Origin of the sequence: Pseudoalteromonas sp. bablab_jr011 (genome assembly GCF_016464045.1) — a bacterium.
Classification (GTDB): Bacteria; Pseudomonadota; Gammaproteobacteria; order Enterobacterales; family Alteromonadaceae; genus Pseudoalteromonas; species Pseudoalteromonas lipolytica.
In genome coordinates this window covers 1-17,623 of sequence record NZ_JACDWU010000165.1, presented here as the reverse complement: position 1 = coordinate 17,623, position 17,623 = coordinate 1, and the positions used below count along the sequence as shown (strand labels likewise).

Sequence of the window (17,623 nt, the reverse complement as noted above, 5' to 3'; positions counted from 1 at the left end):
GATGCTTTCTCGTATCTACTCATGTTTTTTCCTTATATGACTTCGCTAAAAATCAAGTAAGGAATTAACATGAGTATTTTTTCAGGCAAAGCCTAAATGATGATAACCACCTACTGAAGTAGGTGGTTTAGGGCCGAAAATTAAACTCCTTCTTGTTTAGTTTCGTATAGATTCGCACGCTTGATACTGCGTAAGTCATTAAATCTTACCCCGTGCTGCGCCATAATAGGCAGTATTTTTTGACTAATAAGTTGGCGAATATAAAACGGCTGATTTGGCACAAAATGATGAATAGTATGGGTACGACCAAAGTCAAAACAAAATAATTGAAAAGGTATAAACCAGCGACTATTAATCACGTGAGTTTGCTCAATCACATTGTTTACACCACCGTAGTAATGCATCGATGAAGTAATAAAATTGAGCGATGATGAACGAATAATATTTGGTATTATTAACACCACCATCAAAAACTCAGCAACCGCCAGCACATCTCCCCCCCAACTAGGTAACATAGATTCTAACGGCATAAATAACTGCAGTAAGTAGTACGCGATTACCCCATATAAAATAACGAAATAGGCGGTCGCAATTGGAAACCCCGCGTTAAATACGGTCAAAAACTTAAAGCCTTTAATTTCTTTATTAAAGCGCTTACTGTTGATTACTAATCCCAACAAACCATCAACAATCACCACAGCCCTAACAAACGGGTTTTTTATGCCATTACCGACCAAACGTTCTTCTAAGTCTTGATTGGTTCCTGAGACTTTATGATGGTGCAAATGAATTTTACGTCGATACCACGGGTTCACCGTATTTGGTCGCATTAACCACACAACCAGCATCATAAAATTATGAAGCCAAGGACGTTTACTAAAATATTGCTTATGAATAAGGTCATGTTCAAGTTCGTGAGAAATAGACGTAATCACAGCCGCTAAAATAATACACAACCACGCGGGAATGAGGCTCATATAATAAAGTGACGCGACACCAATTAATGACAATAGTGACAACAACAAAATAACCAAAGCAATACTATTTTGTTGATTAAGAACAGGGTATTTCGCTCTCAGTGCTTGTTCTTCTGTTTTAATAGCACTGACAATCGCCTGAATATTTTGCTTAGCGGTTAATTTTGGCATAGTTACATTTGCTCGTTTGTGTATACCAAAATCATACCGCGAATACTCAGCGGTCTCTAGCAAATTGCTCTAAAAAAGGAAGTATCTGACTGGGTGGCAAAGGTTTTGAAAAGTAATAACCTTGAATATAGTCACAACCAGCATCCGTTAACACTTCAAGTTGAGCGTATTCTTCAACCCCTTCAGCAACCACTTTAATACCCAGTACACGACTCATTTGAATGATTGACCTAACTAAGGCTTCGTCAGCTAAATCAACATGTATTTCATCAATAAACGACTTGTCGAGCTTGAGCACATCAACCGGAAAACGACGCAGGTAACTTAACGATGAGTAACCAGTACCAAAGTCGTCTAACGAAATTAAACACCCTGCTGCTTTAAGTTGAGTAAGCACGTCGAGGTGATTGGTATTTTCGGGGGCAAGTACACTTTCAGTTAATTCAAACGATATTTGCGAAGGCTTAACACCTTGACTCTTTATGATGTCAATCCACACATTGCGTTCAGGGTTGTACTCTGCAAACTCAAATAATGAACGGTTAACATTAAATACCAGTTGATCATACCCTTGTGCTTCAAGTGCCTTAATTTGCTGACACGTTTTTATTAACACCAATTCACCGAGTGGAATTATGACACGCGACTCTTCCGCTAATGGTATAAACTCTACAGGCGACACCCACTGCCCTTGGTTTTGCCACCTGACTAAGCTCTCGAATTTAGCAACTGTGTTATTTTCAATATCAATAATTGGTTGAAAATAAACCTCTATCTCGTTGTTCTTAACAGCCTGTGTCAGTTGCTCTACCAGTAAATTGTGTTTTTTAACCTTGTCGTCCATTTCAGTACAAAAGTGTAAATATGGATCCGCTGTTTGTTTTGCGTTTAAGCTAGCCAGCTCAGCTTGCCTAATAAGACGACGGGCTATTTTTTCAATTTTAACCTGCGATGTCAGTACATTATTATATTCATAATGACTGATACCCAGTGTCACTGTTACATGCTGACGAATACCGCCAATAGAAAAAGGCTCAATTAATAAAGCATTAATTTGTTTACAGACAAGTTCAAGCTCATGGCTATCCTGATAGGTCTGTAATATTGCAAAGCTGTCTCCATCGATGCGTGAAAATGCACACTCTTTAAAGGTATATGCCAGCCGATTTGCTATTTCACATAGCAGTTTATCCCCGAAGGTTAAGCCATATACGGTGTTAATATCTTGAAATCGATCAACATCAAAATAAATCACTGCCAAGTGCGTATTAACATCATTTTGATGCGACGGTGCCGAAATTAAATCACAAATACGTTCTTTAAAATAAAAGCGATTTGTGAGGCCCGTCAGTTGGTCATGATTTGCATGAAAATAAATTTTCCGCTCAGCTTCTTTTTTCTCTGTGATATCGAGAATGAAGGCGACGTAACACACCTCACCATTGTTAACCATTTTAGTAATTGATAAAAACTGGGTGTATAAGTCCCCTTGCTTGTTCTTATTCATGATCTCACCAGACCATTTACCTTCGGTATCAATGTGATGCCACATGGCACGATAAAAATGCGATGCATGCTTATTCGAACTCAATATTTTAGGATTTTTTCCTATAATCTCGTCGAACGAATAGCCAGTCATATTCGTAAATGCAGTATTTGCGTATATGATCTCGACATTTTCATTGCAGATAAAAATAGCTTCGTGACTTTGTTCTATCAATTGATTGGCAAAATCTAACTTGGCAATAAAGCGATCTTTTTCAATCTCTCGTTGAATAAGGCCTGTAAATAAGGAAAAGAAAGACTCAATTTGCATGGCATCACTGATTGCATGCTGAAAAAGTGCAACGAGAATGGTATCTGTTTTACCAGACATACTCTGCAAGGGCACCCCGACATACGCTTCAATACCCATATCAACGAGTAATTTATCGTCTGGAAATAATTGCTGTACGCCTGAGCTATAGCTCGAGATACCGCCGCAACTTACATCGTTGCAAGGCGTGCAGCGAATATCATAACTAATGTTTTCGACGATTTCGTCATTGGCCACCAACGTTAGCGTTGTTGCCTGCATGGTGTCTTCATCAACATGAGCTAAAAAAACGTGTGACGCACCCACCACTTCTGACAAAGAGAGGCATATAGCATTATAAAAGTTTTCACTTTTAAGATTAGATATACTTTCAACAATACGTTTTAGGTCGAATGTACCCACGCTTCCCGCCTTATCTTATATGCACTAAGTGTTTGACTTAACTTAAAGTTAAGGTTTCAAATTGTATTACATGAAGCCTATAAATACCATGCTACTCTAGTCCATTATGATTAATTTTCAATCAAGTAGACACACAAAATCAGGGGTTATTTAATTACTCAACATTGTTTGAACACCTGTGATTAATAATAGAACAAAAAGGATTTTATAGGGGCAATCAGAGCATGCCAGAAGAAAATGAATGAAAGGTTAGCCATGGCATTATACTGAAAGCTGTCTTTATCCCTCCTCTTGCAAAAGGCACGAATGTTTAAAGTTGCGGTGGTTAAAAGATACGATGGCTAAAAGATACAGTGGTTAAAAGGTACGGTGGCAAAAAGACACGGTGCGCAGACTTTACTTGCCTAATTGCCACGCCCCGTGTGTTACTCAAAAACGCGAACACACAACATAAGACACATAACTGATTTATTTCAGACATAAAAAAACCCCAGCAAAAGGTGCTGAGGTTAAAAAGTGGTACCAGTGGGCGGACTTGAACCGCCACGCCCGAAGGCAACGGATTTTGAATCCGTCATGTCTACCAATTCCATCACACTGGCTTCATTTTTCTTTAACCTTCTAAACACGAGAAGATAAAGAAAAACCACTTTAGAGCAATAAGCTTTTTAACTGCTTTTGTCTCTATGCCAAGCATTATACAAAGAATGGGTGAGGCAGCAAGCGTTTTATGCGGCCTGATGAATCAACCGCACAATTATTAAACAAGTTGTTAACCAGTGTGCTTTGGCATCATTCGAGAAACAATGGCCTGACAGTCTATTTCATGGCTTAAACAACCATACTGCGAAAAGTGAGGACCTTTCAAACGGCTTGTTACAAATGCGTGTGCGATAATGGGTTCACCAAACTGCAAGAGCGTTGCGGCTTGCCAAAGCTGTGCTAAGCGCTCAATGATCCGCCGAGCCTGTATTTCTAAATGTGACGTATCGGTTAGTAATGCCTGCAATTCATCAAGCTTATCGGCGTAATCACTGTTTAGTGCACGTGCTTTTTCAAGCTCCTTCATAAGCGCCGTTAACGATTCTGGCTCGCGGTTAAACACGCGCATTAAATCTAAGCATTGCACGTTACCTGACCCTTCCCAAATTGAATTAACAGGGGCTTCTTTATAAAGGCGACTGGCAATATTGTCTTGCACATAACCTACTCCACCAATGCATTCCATCGCCTCGAAGGTGTGCTGAACTGCACGCTTGCAAATCCAGTACTTTCCAATCGCAGTCGCACTGCGAACGAGTGCAGCTTCGCTATCATCGTCTTGTTTATCAAGTGCGTGGGCAATCCGCATCGAGATTGCCAACGCGGCCTCTGCTTCCAATGCTAAATCAGCTAAGACATTCAGCATTAATGGCTGTTGATGCAGTTTTTTTCCAAAAACAGCGCGCTCTGATGTGTGCCATACCGCTTCTTTTACTGCTTGCATCATCAATGAACTTGAGCCGAGCATACAGTCATACCGTGTGAGTGCGACCATTTGAATAATCGTCTTAATACCACTGCCTGGTTCGCCCAACATCCAGCCATGCGCTGATCTAAACTCGATTTCAGAACTGGCATTTGACTGATTTCCTAATTTATTTTTTAAACGCTGAATATAGACGGCATTTTTTTCACCACTTTCAAGCCAGCGCGGCACTAAAAAGCACGACAATTGTGAATTAGGGGCATAGGCGAGCACTAAAAAAGCATCGCTCATGGGGGCTGAACAAAACCATTTGTGTCCTTCAAGCACGTAAAGCTGCCCTGCACCGCCTTCATTTAGTGGTGTTGCTTTGGTGGTATTTGCTCGTACATCGGTGCCTCCTTGCTTTTCGGTCATGGCCATACCAATCGTAACACCTTGTTTTTCAAACCACGGCTTGTTGTCGCCATCATAATGATTGGCCAGTATTTTTGGCAGCCAAACTTCAGCGATATTGGCTTGACTGGCAATAGCGGGCACACTCGCAAAGGTCATCGTTAGCGGGCAACCTGACCCTGGGTCAGCATGATTATGTAGTACAGCCATCACCGCGCGTACAACATGACTGCCTTGCTTTTTTTGCTGCCAAGGTAAGGCACAGTGTCCTTGCGCTATGGCATGCTGCATAAGCTGATGATAACTTGGATGGTAATCAACATGGTCAATACGCTCACCAAAGCGGTTATGTGTATTAAGTTCAGGCAAATGCTTATTTGCCAAGAACCCAGCTTGTAACAGTTCCCCTCCCACCTGTTGCCCAAAAGCAGAAAGATGCGCTGTTCCCCATTGTCCCGCAAAACAATTTTGCCAATACTGCAACACGTCGTCAGCCTCGTACGCGTTATAGTTTTCAAGCGGTTTGGGTTGATTAAATACCACGTGGGTTTCACTCGAAGAAACAGACATAGAAGGGCTCTCATTTTTATTATTTTTTCAACTATAGCAGGTCAGACCTGTTTGTCGACAAGCGAAACCCTCGCTAAGTATTTCTTGTTTGCTAAGGACTTTGCTAAACTACAGCGCAATTTAATAGGATGAGAGTGTTTATGTCAGCTGAGTTTCCTCGTGCCGGTTTTTGGCGCCGTTTTGCCTCGTTAATTTACGACACCTTGGTTGTGATTGCCTTTGCAATGCTCACAACTGTGCTATACCTACTGGCTGTTCAGGGACTTATTTCACTTGATGTGTTGAGTATTGGCAATGCTGAGGATGTCTCAGCGTATATTCAAAACTCCCCTTTGCTTTATGGCATCCGTAGTGGATTACTGGTGTTAGTGAGCGTGGCATTTTTTAGTTACTTTTGGGCTAAAAGCGGGCAAACCATAGGCATGCGCGCATGGCGCTTAAAAGTACAAACCCTCGATGGTAAGCTGATTAGCTGGCAACAAGGTGCGCTAAGAGCAATATGTGCTTTATTAGGTTTGGGTAATTTAGTGGTGCTGATTGATTTTAAAAACAAACGTGCACTGCAAGATTACATAGCTAAAACAGAAGTAATTACGCTCACAAAAGAAGAAAATAAACGCATTTATCGCTCATTGGATTAGGCGCAGTTCGCTTAATTAAGCTTATTGGTGTAATCACTGATTGGTAAAGCGATACAGTAGATACAAAAAAGCGTGACTAAATGGTCACGCTTTTTTTGTAATTAAGTACGTTTACTACACACGCTTATTTAGCAAGTAGGTCGCAAAACCAATAAATAGAATGCTTGGCAACACCGCACCGACAACCGCTGGAATTTGATATACCATCACCACAGGGCCAAATATTTCATTGGTTAAGTGGAAGGTAATGCCGGTTATAACCCCCATAATGATTCGAGCGCCCATTGTAACGGTTCGCAGTGGGCCAAATATAAACGACAACGCCACTAATAACATCACCGCGATAGACACAGGCTGCATTACTTTGCGCCACAGTGCTAACTCATAGGTGCTGGTATCTTGTTCATTTTGTTTTAGGTAACTCAAATATGACCAAAGCCCAGTAAACGATAACGCTTCTGGTTTTACCGATACAACCCCTAATTTTTCTGCTGTTAACTGTGAATCGTAAAACTCTTCAGTTTGCTGTTCAGTACTAATCTGTTCTGGCGTGATTTTAACTTTATTAACGCCACGCAACAGCCAACCATCTTTTCGGTTTACGGCTTCTTTTGCTTTCGTTATTTGAGTTAATTGCAATGACTTATCAAAATGATACATATGTACACCACGCAATACGCCTTGCTGATCAACATCTTCTATATTTATAAAGTTGCTGCCATCTTTTGCCCATACACCTTGTTTGGCATTAAAGACATCGCCCCCGTTAATAGCGTGGTTGCGTATTTCTTTCGCTTTAAGCTGTGCTTCGGGCGCTCCCCACTCACCAAGCGCCATCATACAGATAGCCATAAACATGGCAGTTTTCATTACCGAGGCAATAATCTGTAAACGCGACATGCCCGCGGCCTGCATCACCACCAACTCACTGTTTGATGCTAAAGCACCGAGTCCCGTTAAGCCACCAATGAGCGCTGCCATCGGAAAGAAAATAACCAAGTCTCCCGGCATGCTGTACACAGTGTAAATCAGTGCTGTCGCAATATCATAACTGCCACGCCCTACCGATTTTAACTGTTCAATAAATTTAATAAGGGTACTGATACCAACCAGCACCATTAATGCAAATCCTGTAGTTTGAATAATGCTGCGGCCTAAATACCAGTCGAGTGTTTTCATCATGCGCTTAACTCCCGCTTAGTCACCACTGCTTTTAACCATGCGCCGAGCGGGCGGCCTTTAATAATCAATAAACCACCAATAAACAAGGCAGATAAATGAATCCACCACAGCCCAATTGAAGGTGGTATTTTACCATCTTCAACAGCAAATTTAGCGGCATTAAGAAGGATGAAATACCCTAAATACAAGCTGATTGCAGGCACTAATTTAGCAAATTTACCTTGTCGTGGGTTAACCACACTAAGCGGAACGGCCAGTAAAGTAAGCAGTGGAATCGAAAGCGGTATTGCAATACGCCACTGCCACTGAGCAACCGCTTCTACACTTTTCATTTTAAATAAATCAAACGTTGGTACGGCTTCTAATTTACGGCGTTGATGTTCAATTTCTTGGTCTTGGATTTGTACGCTATAACCATCAAACTCTGTCAGGTTAAGCGCCGCAGATTCACCGTCTGTTTCATAACGCTTACCATCATTCAAAATAAGTTGTTGCTCACCGTTATCTTGTTCAATCACGACACCACGCTCTGCGTAGACTAACCGTGCCAAATCACCTTTCTCACGGTCAGGTAACTGGGCAACAAAAACTTTGTGAAGTTCTTTACCACCGTTTTCAATATTATGAATAAAGACAACGGCTTTTTCGTTGCCTGTTTGCTGAAAACGACCCGCTCGAAGCGCAGACAAACCAGCATCGGCTTTTGCTTGTTCTTTTAATTGATACTCTTGCTCACTCGCCCAAGGTGCAATGTACAGTGTTAAGGCACCCGCAAGAATGGCCATCGCTGTACTTGAAATAAGCGTGACGCGCACAACATACCATTCACTGACGCCACAGGCTCTAAACACCGTCATTTCGCTATCGGCATAAATACGACTATAGGCCAAAATAATGCCTAAAAAGATACTCAAAGGGAGAATAAGCGACGCAAGCTGCGGTAGTTTTAACGCGATCATCGAAAGCACAAGCTTTGCAGGAAGTCCTCCATCTGAGGCATCACCTAAAATCACCACAAACTTTTGCGACACAAAAATGGTCATTAAAGTTAAAAATACGGCGACCTGCGACTTTAAGACTTCAGTGGTCAAATAACGGAAAATTAGCAATGCTCGCCCCTGTTAAACATCGTGTTTCACTGGAATAGTAAGAAATTTTGAGTAAACTAGTTATTTTACTCACTTTATTATATGCCATCACAATTAAATATCATACCTAGCAAGAACATATAATCTTGCATTTATAGTACAGATGGCATCTATTATGTGATATTGATATTCACAATAAGATAAAGTTCAAAAACACGTAAATAGAGTCATAGTTTATGAGCTAATATTAGTGTTAATAAACTAAAAAATGTAAGAAAGGACTCGAAAATGAATTTCTTACCCTTATTTACTAAGGTTATACGACTCAAAATCAGGAGTGACAATGGAATTTAGCGTAAAAAGTGGTAGTCCAGAAAAACAACGTAGCGCATGTATTGTAGTTGGCGTTTATGAGCCACGTCGTTTATCGCCCATTGGTGAACAGCTAGATAAAATCAGCGATGGTTATATTTCAAATTTACTGCGCCGTGGCGACCTTGAAGGTAAGCCTGGTCAAGTATTGTTGTTGCATCATGTACCCAATGTACTGAGCGAACGCGTTTTACTTGTAGGCTGTGGTAAAGAGCGAGAGTTGGACGACAAACAATATAAACAAATCATCTCTAAAACCATTAACACGCTGAACGAGACAGGCTCTATGGAAGCGGTATGCTTTTTAACAGAGCAGCACGTTAAAAGCCGTGATACTTATTGGAAAGTACGTCAAGCCGTTGAAACGACACAAGATTGTTTATACACATTTAATCAGCTTAAAAGTAAAAAAAGCGACCCTCGTCGACCATTACGCAAAATTGTCTTCAATGTACCGACACGCCGTGAACTCACGATTGGCGAAAGTGCAATTGAGCATGGTTTAGCTATCGCAGCCGGTAGTAAATTATGTAAAGACGTTGCCAATATGCCACCTAATATCTGTAACCCAGCGTATTTAGGTGAGCAAGCACAAGAGCTTGCCGACAACTTTGACAATGTCACGGTTGAAATTATTGGTGAAGAAAAAATGGCTGAGCTTGGCATGAATTCATACCTTGCTGTCGGCCGTGGTAGTGCGAACGAGTCTGTGATGTCGGTAATTAAATACCAAGGTGCCGACAAAGACCAAGCCCCTATCGTACTCGTTGGTAAAGGTTTAACCTTTGACTCTGGCGGTATTTCAATCAAACCAGGCGAAGCCATGGATGAAATGAAATACGACATGGGCGGTGCCGCTGGGGTTATTGGCACAATGCGCGCATTGGCTCAAATGCAGTTACCTATTAATGTGGTTGGTGTGCTTGCTGGTTGTGAAAACATGCCTGGTTCAAATGCTTATCGTCCGGGTGATATTTTAACGACAATGTCAGGTCAAACTGTTGAAGTATTAAATACCGATGCAGAAGGCCGTTTAGTGCTGTGTGATGCACTCACCTATGTTGAGCGCTTTGAACCCGATACCGTGGTCGATGTAGCCACCTTAACGGGTGCCTGTATTATTGCGCTTGGTTCGCATGCAACGGGGTTACTTTCAAATCATAACCCGCTTGCCCATGACTTACTTAAAGCATCTGAGCAAAGTGGCGACCGCGCATGGCAGTTGCCACTGTGGGATGATTATCAAGAACAACTTGAAAGCCCATTTGCTGATTTCACCAACTTAGGCGGCCGTGCAGCTGGGACAATTACTGCTGCGTGTTTCTTGTCTAAATTCACCAAAAAATACAATTGGGCGCATTTAGATATCGCCGGTACAGCATGGCGCAGTGGTGGTAAAAACAAAGGTGCAACGGGTCGTCCGGTGCCAATGTTGACACAGTATTTACTAAACCGTGCTGGCATTAGCGAAGCAAGCCACGACTAAGCACGTTATTTACAGAGTAAGTAACGCTAAATAAGGCGCCAAATGGCGCCTTATTAATTGAAGCAATACGCGTTCTATGTCAAAATCTCTGCTTTGATCTGTGTATCTGTGGGGACGCCCGTCACAATGAGCATGAACGCACAATTTTACGTTCTAAAACAAGATGATAACAGCCAACAAGCTGATAAAGCGTGTTTTGATCTTGCCGCTAAAATCGCTGCGGATCAGTATCGTCTTGGTCATCGCGTATTTATTTACGCCGATAACATCGACACGGCCCACACAATCGACGACATCATTTGGTCATTTGAACCAGATAGTTTCATACCACACAACCTACAAGGTGAAGGCCCTAAAGGCGGCGCTCCAGTAGAAATTGGTATGACGCCACCTGTCGGCAACAGAAAGATATTAATCAACTTAGCTGAACACCTGCCGGATTTTATTCGCCGTTTTCAGCAAGTTTTTGACTTTGTTCCCGTTGAGCCAACCGCTAAACAAGCTGCCCGTGAGCGGTTTAAAAAGCTTCGCCAACTGGGCGCCCATATTGCAACGCAAGAAATTGACATTTAAGCATTTATTTAAGGTTCTGTGTAATGGATAAAACCTACAATCCGCAAGATATTGAACAGTCTTTATATCAAGACTGGGAAGAAAAAGGCTACTTTAAACCATCTGGCCAAGGTGACGCATACTCAATCATGATCCCGCCACCAAACGTCACGGGTAGCTTACACATGGGCCACGCATTCCAAGACACTATCATGGATACGCTAACACGTTTAAAGCGTATGCAAGGCAACAACACATTATGGCAAGTAGGTACTGACCACGCAGGTATCGCAACACAAATGCTGGTTGAGCGTAAGCTTGCTGCCGAAGAAGGTAAAACACGCCATGACTTAGGTCGTGATGCATTTATCGACAAAATTTGGGAGTGGAAAAATCACTCTGGCGGCACAATTACCAAACAATTACGTCGCTTAGGTGCGTCAGTCGATTGGGACCGTGAACGTTTCACTATGGACGAAGGTCTATCTGAAGCCGTAAAAGAAGTGTTTGTACGTCTTCATAAAGACGATTTAATCTACCGTGGTAAGCGTCTAGTAAACTGGGATCCTAAGTTACACACAGCCATCTCTGATCTTGAAGTTGAAAATAAAGACAAGCAAGGCCATATGTGGAACCTTCGCTATCCACTCGCTGATGGCGTAAAAACACAAGACGGTAAAGACTACATCATCGTAGCAACAACGCGTCCAGAAACCATGTTAGGTGATACTGGCGTGGCTGTTAACCCTGATGATGAGCGTTACCAAGACCTGATCGGCAAAGAAATTTTACTGCCTATCGTCAATCGTCGTATTCCTATTGTTGCCGATGAACATGCCGACATGGAAAAAGGCACGGGGTGTGTGAAAATCACGCCAGCGCACGACTTTAACGATAACGAAGTAGGCAAACGTCATCAACTGCCTATGATCAACATCTTCAACAAAGATGCGGCAGTATTAAGCCAAGGCGAAAGCTATACTTTCGACGGTAAAGAGCTGGCGCTTGATGCACCTATTCCTGAACGCTTGCACGGTCTTGACCGTTTTGATGCGCGCAAGGCAATTGTGAGCGAATTTGAAGAACTGGGTTTATTAGAAAAAATTGAAGACCACAGCCTAACGGTTCCTTACGGTGACCGCTCTGGTGTGGTAATTGAGCCTCTTCTAACAGACCAATGGTACGTGCGTGTAGCACCGCTTGCAGAACCAGCCAAAGAAGCCGTTAAAAACGGTGACATTAAATTTGTACCACAACAATATGAGAACATGTACTTCTCGTGGATGAACGACGTACAAGACTGGTGTATTTCACGTCAACTTTGGTGGGGTCATCGTATTCCAGCTTGGTACGACAACGAAGGTAACGTGTATGTTGGCCGTGACGAAGCAGAAGTTCGCCGCGACAATAACATTGCTGATAACGTAGCGCTTAAACAAGACGAAGACGTACTTGATACATGGTTTTCATCAGCACTGTGGACCTTCTCAACACAGGGTTGGCCTGCAAACACAGATGATTTAAAAACCTTCCACCCTTCAGATGTATTGGTAACCGGTTTCGACATTATCTTCTTCTGGGTTGCGCGTATGATCATGATGACCATGCACTTCATCAAAGATGAAGACGGCAAGCCACAAGTTCCATTTAAAACCGTTTATGTCACCGGTCTTATCCGTGATGAAAACGGCGACAAAATGTCTAAATCAAAAGGTAACGTACTTGACCCAATCGATATGATTGACGGTATCGACCTTGAAAGTCTCGTTGAAAAGCGCACTGGCAACATGATGCAGCCACAGCTTGCGAAGAAGATTGAAAAGAATACCCGTAAAACATTCGAAAATGGTATTGAAGCACACGGTACAGATGCCCTACGTTTCACATTAGCAGCAATGGCTTCAACAGGCCGTGACATAAACTGGGATATGAACCGCCTTGAAGGTTATCGTAACTTCTGTAATAAACTATGGAATGCGAGCCGTTACGTATTAATGAATACGGAAGAGCAAGATTGTGGTTTTAATACTGAGGCTGAAAAGCAGTATTCACTGGCTGACCGTTGGATTTTAGGTCAATTTGAAGCCACGGTTAAAACCTACACAGAGCACCTAGAAAACTACCGTTTTGACCTTGCTGCAAACACTATCTACGAGTTCACATGGAACCAGTTCTGTGATTGGTATTTAGAGCTTACTAAGCCGGTATTATTCAAAGGCAACGAAGCACAACAACGTGGTACGCGTCATACTCTTATCACGGTATTAGAAAGCTTACTGCGCTTAATGCACCCAATGATGCCTTATATCACAGAAACAATCTGGCAACGTGTTGCACCGCTGGCGGGTATTGAAACTGCAAACACCAGTATTATGGTGCAAGCTTTCCCTGTATACACAGCTGCAAACGTCGACAGCCAAGCAATGGACGACCTAGAGTGGGTTAAACAGTTCATTCTAGCTATCCGTAATATCCGTGGTGAAATGGATATTAGCCCAAGTAAACCATTGTCGGTTTTACTGGCTAATGCATCAGATGAAGACACGCGCCGTTTAGCTGATAACGAAGCATTCTTAGCATCACTTGCTAAGCTTGAAGCGTTCACGCTGCTTGAAAATAAAGACGATGCGCCAGCGTGTGCAACATCGTATGTTGGCAACTTGGAAATCATGATCCCAATGGCTGGTTTAATTGATGTTGAAGCTGAGCTTGGTCGTATTGCTAAGCAGCTAGAAAAAGCTGAAAAAGGCTTAGCGCAAGTACAAAATAAACTTGCCAACGAAAAGTTTGTGAACAACGCACCTGAAGCAGTTCTTGCTAAAGAGCACGCTAAGCTTGCTGAGTTTACAGATGCAAAAGACAAACTATTAGCGCAAAAGGCGAAAATAGAGAGCCTATAACGCCATACACTAAGCGCGATTAATTCGCGCTTACAAAAAAGCCGCATCATGGTATTTCATGATGCGGCTTTTTTAATTTCTAATAAGTATCAGCGATTTTTACACAGTAAAAAAATCGCCTTAAATATTAAAATGTGTAGTTATACTGAGCACCTAATAGTACAGCATGACCTTTTGATTCATATTCCCATGAAACATTTTGGCCAAGTGACGCTGCTAAACTGTCTTTTTCAGTGAAGTTTTGTGTTTTACCACGAAGAATACTCACACCTAAGTCGATATTTGAGTTTTCGCTGAATGCGTAATTACCACCGAACGAGAACCAGAAACGGTCTGTATCAGGAATAGAGATTGAAAGGTGTGATTGATCAGCTGGCGATTCATCGTAGGCAATACCTGCACGAAGTAATAACGCATCGCTGTACTGATAGTCAGTACCAATTGAGTAACGCATTGAATCAGAGAAATTCTCTTCTTTAGAGAAAACAGGCGTTTCACGGCTTGGTGTATACGCTTCTAATTTCTGGAAGCTATCCCAACCAGTCCATAAAATACTGTAGTGTACGCCTAGCTTTTTGTCTAATTGGTGTGAACCAGAGAACTCAGCAATCGCTGGTAATGTTAATTTTAGCTCGCCAGGTACAGTCATGCCTGCTAAACCACCCACAGCTGCAGGTAATTGGTTTGAGTACTCACCTTCAAAATCGATATCTGTTTCGCTGCGGTAGCTAAAGCCAAAGCGGTTATTTTCATCAAGTTGGTACATTGCACCCACGTTCCAACCAAAACCGTAATCGTCACCTTCAAGGTGAGCAATTTGCGTATTCGCAGGGATACCAAATGGGTTAGCACCGGCATTACGAACTACTTTTGCATCAGCGTAAACATAGTTTAAGCCAAGACCTACGCTGAACTGCTCGTTAATTTTGTACGATGCACTGGCATTCATGTTAACAGTTACGATTTCAGTTTCACCCGCAATCGAGCCTGCCGCATAGTCGTCATTAAACTCAGTTGAAAGACCAAAGTTAGAAAAAGCACCAAAACCTAACGACACTTTGTCATTTAATGGCATGGTGAAGTAACCCGCAGGAATAAATGCAGATGGAGCGATGCTATCATCATCAATTGAGTTTGCATCTAAACCATATGCAGCGCTCTGGCCTTTTAAGCTTACGTCTGGAATAACAGCAATGCCTGCCACTGAAATTTGCTTGTCTTTGAATAAAGACATAAGTGCAGGGTTACGAGCTACAACTGAAGCATCATCAGCAACGGCTGCTTCACCTGCGTATGCACGGCCTAAACCCGATACATTTTGCTCTGCTAATTGGAAAGCTGCAGCAAAGCTGTCAGCAGAAACAACAGCAAGTGATGCTGCAATTAATGTTTTAGTGAACTTCATAAATCTGTGTCCTCTTGCAATCTAATGCGTTAGCGATACCAATTTATAGTGCAACCAGCTAGTTAGCTTTTAAAGTTAGCGCTACATGTTGGTATTAGATGTTTTATTCTAATAATTACAAACTTTCGAACATTACCTTAATTAAGATCAAAAAACTGTAATTTTTCGTTAGAAATAGGTAAAAAACCCACATTTTAACAACAAGATAACAACCTATTAAAACTCATCAGATCTCTGGTAACAAACAGTAATTGATATCAATTATCATTTGCATTGACATCTTTTTAGCATCGCTTTAGACTAAAAACAGTGTGTTAATGGATCAGGCATGGTTATGGAAATCGCTTTTATTTTTACTGCATTGCTCTTGTGTGGTGTCAGTGTTTACTACTTCTGTAAAGCAAATTACTGTGCTTGCACCAAAGCCGGTGAGTGCGATAACCCCGTTAATCAGTATTGGTTAGGTGCGATGTGCAGCGCGGTTCTGTCGTTATTGTTGTGTTGTGTAGCTTTGCATGTCGAAAAAGGCACATTATTGTGGTTGGTATTAATGGTAAGTTGTTTTAGTGGTGCATTTATTTCAGCTAAACGTAATGCCAAAAAGCACTGTACTAAAGCTAAACAAGCAAATGCTCTTTTAACAAACGAGCCAAATTAAGCTGGTAATCAAGCGGTTTGATACTAGCAACAATCTTTAATTCATGGTTTTCGCTTAAATTAACATCTTTAGCGGTAATATGGTGCTTGTGTTTAGCATTATAAAATATTTTTACTTTAGGCTTTATAGGGTTCTCATGATTCCCTTCCATCACTAACGCAAGGCGTTCATTGTTAAGCTTAACAATTGTGCCAACTGGATGTACTCCCAAGCACTTAATAAACCGCTGTACAAGTTCTGAGTCAAACAGGTGCTTATTAGCCAACAAGTAACGTAATGCCGAGATAGGCTCTTCGCCTAATTGATGAGGGCGGTCTGCTGTCATTGCATCATACACATCGACTATGGCCATCATTCGCGCTGGCCGACTCAGCTTTTCAGCGCCAATGCCACGCGGGTAGCCACTGCCATCTAAGCGTTCATGATGATTAACGACCATATCAAGCATTAAAGGGCTAATTCCCTTTTCACCTTTAATCACACCTAAGCTTTGTGCGACATGTTTTCTAACAACCTGCATTTCTGTGTCATTCAATGCACTGGGCTTTGATAGCACTCCTTGCGGCATTTTTGCTTGCCCTATATCATGCAAAAGCGCCCCCATAGCAAGCTCTTTTATCGTTTTTTCTTTGTAGCCTAGATACTTAGCAAACACACTAACTAAAATTGCGGTATTAATCATATGACGCCAATTATAGATATGCTTGTCTTTAAGACGCGTTAATATCGTCAGCGCATTGTGATTCCGAAACACAGAGCCGACAATATCAACCGCAATATCATCTAATAAACTCATATTCATTTTCAGACCCGCGGTGATGTCTGAGTAAAGTGCTTGTAATTTACGGCTATACTGTTCGTAGTGAACACTCGCCTTAAGAAACTCCTGCTCAACCGTTACAGCGTGCGACTTAGTATTAAGGGCGTCAGTTTGCTCTACAATTGGTTTGCTTGGTTCTGCAACTGGTTGGTATTTTTTAGGAAGCGCAACATCACTCTGAGCAAAATCGATAAGGAGCTCTTCAACGCCCTCAGAAATTAAACGCTTAATAATGGTTTTATCACGCACTAAACCACGCGTTTTTATTTTAATACTGTTTATGTGTTCTTGTTGCTTACTGACACTGTCAACAAACATCCCTGGTACAAGTTCGGCAATCGGTAAGGTGATTAACATAAAAAGGTTAGTGCATAAAAAATCGAGTTTTCATTATCGCCCAACCGAAAAAAATGTCTATAGATCAAGTCTCGAATACGAAATAGGTATGAGTTAATTTTAGAGGTTAGAAGTTAGAGATTAGAAGTTAGAAGTTAGAGATTAGAGGTTAGAGGTTAGAGGTTAGAGGTTAGAGATTAGAGGTTAGAGATTAGAGATTAGAGATTAGAGATTAGAGACTAGAGGTTATACCATTCCGCTTAAATATCTGATCTAATATAGGCTATATAAAATCACTGGTGATTAGCATTGAACCCAAACATATCTGAACAACTTTTAGCGCTTTCTCGAAAAGAACCAAATGCACGAAAACGCATGCGATTGCT

The 17,623-nt window shown here is 41.7% G+C and carries 12 protein-coding genes and 1 tRNA gene; 5 read left to right on the top strand and 8 right to left on the bottom strand.

What is annotated here, in order from left to right:
* Nucleotides 1–140 precede the first annotated feature (140 nt).
* From JIG41_RS07990 to JIG41_RS07975, 4 genes are all read right to left on the bottom strand, one after another.
* The gene (locus JIG41_RS07990) at nucleotides 141–1,148 is read right to left on the bottom strand and encodes a fatty acid desaturase (protein WP_196857385.1); all 1,008 of its coding nucleotides are present in this window, start codon (nucleotides 1,146–1,148) and stop codon (nucleotides 141–143) included.
* Nucleotides 1,149–1,194: 46 nt separating this feature from the next.
* Complete coding sequence (locus JIG41_RS07985; RefSeq protein WP_074988925.1) at nucleotides 1,195–3,366, bottom strand: bifunctional diguanylate cyclase/phosphodiesterase; 2,172 nt, start codon at nucleotides 3,364–3,366, stop codon at nucleotides 1,195–1,197.
* Between the two features lie 517 nt (nucleotides 3,367–3,883).
* Nucleotides 3,884–3,968, bottom strand: a tRNA-Leu gene (locus tag JIG41_RS07980).
* 170 nt (nucleotides 3,969–4,138) lie between these two features.
* A complete protein-coding gene (locus JIG41_RS07975; RefSeq protein WP_065979701.1) occupies nucleotides 4,139–5,797 on the bottom strand; it encodes an acyl-CoA dehydrogenase family protein in 1,659 nt (552 codons plus the stop codon).
* Nucleotides 5,798–5,937: 140 nt separating this feature from the next.
* On the opposite strand from JIG41_RS07975, the gene JIG41_RS07970 reads away from it, so the two are divergent.
* Entirely contained in the window at nucleotides 5,938–6,438 is a 501-nt protein-coding gene (locus tag JIG41_RS07970) for an RDD family protein (RefSeq protein ID WP_036966174.1), read from the top strand.
* Nucleotides 6,439–6,552: 114 nt separating this feature from the next.
* Here JIG41_RS07970 and lptG read toward each other — a convergent pair whose 3' ends face one another.
* The gene (gene lptG / locus JIG41_RS07965) at nucleotides 6,553–7,620 is read right to left on the bottom strand and encodes an LPS export ABC transporter permease LptG (protein ID WP_036966171.1); all 1,068 of its coding nucleotides are present in this window, start codon (nucleotides 7,618–7,620) and stop codon (nucleotides 6,553–6,555) included.
* On the bottom strand, nucleotides 7,617–8,729 hold the full coding sequence (gene lptF, locus JIG41_RS07960) for an LPS export ABC transporter permease LptF (RefSeq protein ID WP_036966168.1): 1,113 nt from the start codon (nucleotides 8,727–8,729) through the stop codon (nucleotides 7,617–7,619). The genes lptG and lptF overlap by 4 nt, the downstream gene beginning before the upstream one ends.
* Before the next feature lie 322 nt (nucleotides 8,730–9,051).
* Between lptF and pepA the strand changes: the two genes are divergently transcribed.
* The 3 genes from pepA (at nucleotide 9,052) to JIG41_RS07945 (ending at nucleotide 14,018) form a co-directional block, all read left to right on the top strand.
* Nucleotides 9,052–10,566: a leucyl aminopeptidase gene (gene pepA / locus JIG41_RS07955; protein ID WP_036966165.1), complete on the top strand. Its 1,515-nt coding sequence runs from the start codon at nucleotides 9,052–9,054 to the stop codon at nucleotides 10,564–10,566.
* A 126-nt stretch (nucleotides 10,567–10,692) separates the two neighbouring features.
* Entirely contained in the window at nucleotides 10,693–11,139 is a 447-nt protein-coding gene (locus JIG41_RS07950) for a DNA polymerase III subunit chi (RefSeq protein ID WP_036966161.1), read from the top strand.
* 23 nt (nucleotides 11,140–11,162) lie between these two features.
* Nucleotides 11,163–14,018: a valine--tRNA ligase gene (locus tag JIG41_RS07945; protein ID WP_065979700.1), complete on the top strand. Its 2,856-nt coding sequence runs from the start codon at nucleotides 11,163–11,165 to the stop codon at nucleotides 14,016–14,018.
* Nucleotides 14,019–14,145: 127 nt separating this feature from the next.
* Here JIG41_RS07945 and JIG41_RS07940 read toward each other — a convergent pair whose 3' ends face one another.
* A complete protein-coding gene (locus JIG41_RS07940) occupies nucleotides 14,146–15,423 on the bottom strand; it encodes an outer membrane protein transport protein (protein WP_036966153.1) in 1,278 nt (425 codons plus the stop codon).
* A gap of 334 nt (nucleotides 15,424–15,757) precedes the next feature.
* Between JIG41_RS07940 and JIG41_RS07935 the strand changes: the two genes are divergently transcribed.
* On the top strand, nucleotides 15,758–16,081 hold the full coding sequence (locus JIG41_RS07935; RefSeq protein WP_199524545.1) for a hypothetical protein: 324 nt from the start codon (nucleotides 15,758–15,760) through the stop codon (nucleotides 16,079–16,081).
* Here the strand turns inward: JIG41_RS07935 and JIG41_RS07930 are convergent.
* Nucleotides 16,041–17,258, bottom strand: a complete 1,218-nt coding sequence (locus JIG41_RS07930) for an HD-GYP domain-containing protein (protein WP_074988927.1) — start codon at nucleotides 17,256–17,258, stop codon at nucleotides 16,041–16,043. The two genes, JIG41_RS07935 and JIG41_RS07930, sit on opposite strands and share 41 nt — an antisense overlap.
* Nucleotides 17,259–17,623 lie beyond the last annotated feature (365 nt).

What these genes read in the sequence shown, in the direction of transcription:
- JIG41_RS07945 (WP_065979700.1), top strand. Translation starts at nt 11,163, where the DNA reads ATGGATAAAACCTACAATCCGCAAGATATTGAACAGTCTTTATATCAA.
- JIG41_RS07990 (WP_196857385.1), bottom strand. Translation starts at nt 1,148, where the DNA reads ATGCCAAAATTAACCGCTAAGCAAAATATTCAGGCGATTGTCAGTGCT.
- pepA (WP_036966165.1), top strand. Translation starts at nt 9,052, where the DNA reads ATGGAATTTAGCGTAAAAAGTGGTAGTCCAGAAAAACAACGTAGCGCA.
- JIG41_RS07975 (WP_065979701.1), bottom strand. Translation starts at nt 5,797, where the DNA reads ATGTCTGTTTCTTCGAGTGAAACCCACGTGGTATTTAATCAACCCAAA.
- JIG41_RS07950 (WP_036966161.1), top strand. Translation starts at nt 10,693, where the DNA reads ATGAGCATGAACGCACAATTTTACGTTCTAAAACAAGATGATAACAGC.
- JIG41_RS07940 (WP_036966153.1), bottom strand. Translation starts at nt 15,423, where the DNA reads ATGAAGTTCACTAAAACATTAATTGCAGCATCACTTGCTGTTGTTTCT.
- JIG41_RS07935 (WP_199524545.1), top strand. Translation starts at nt 15,758, where the DNA reads ATGGAAATCGCTTTTATTTTTACTGCATTGCTCTTGTGTGGTGTCAGT.
- lptG (WP_036966171.1), bottom strand. Translation starts at nt 7,620, where the DNA reads ATGATGAAAACACTCGACTGGTATTTAGGCCGCAGCATTATTCAAACT.
- JIG41_RS07970 (WP_036966174.1), top strand. Translation starts at nt 5,938, where the DNA reads ATGTCAGCTGAGTTTCCTCGTGCCGGTTTTTGGCGCCGTTTTGCCTCG.
- JIG41_RS07930 (WP_074988927.1), bottom strand. Translation starts at nt 17,258, where the DNA reads ATGTTAATCACCTTACCGATTGCCGAACTTGTACCAGGGATGTTTGTT.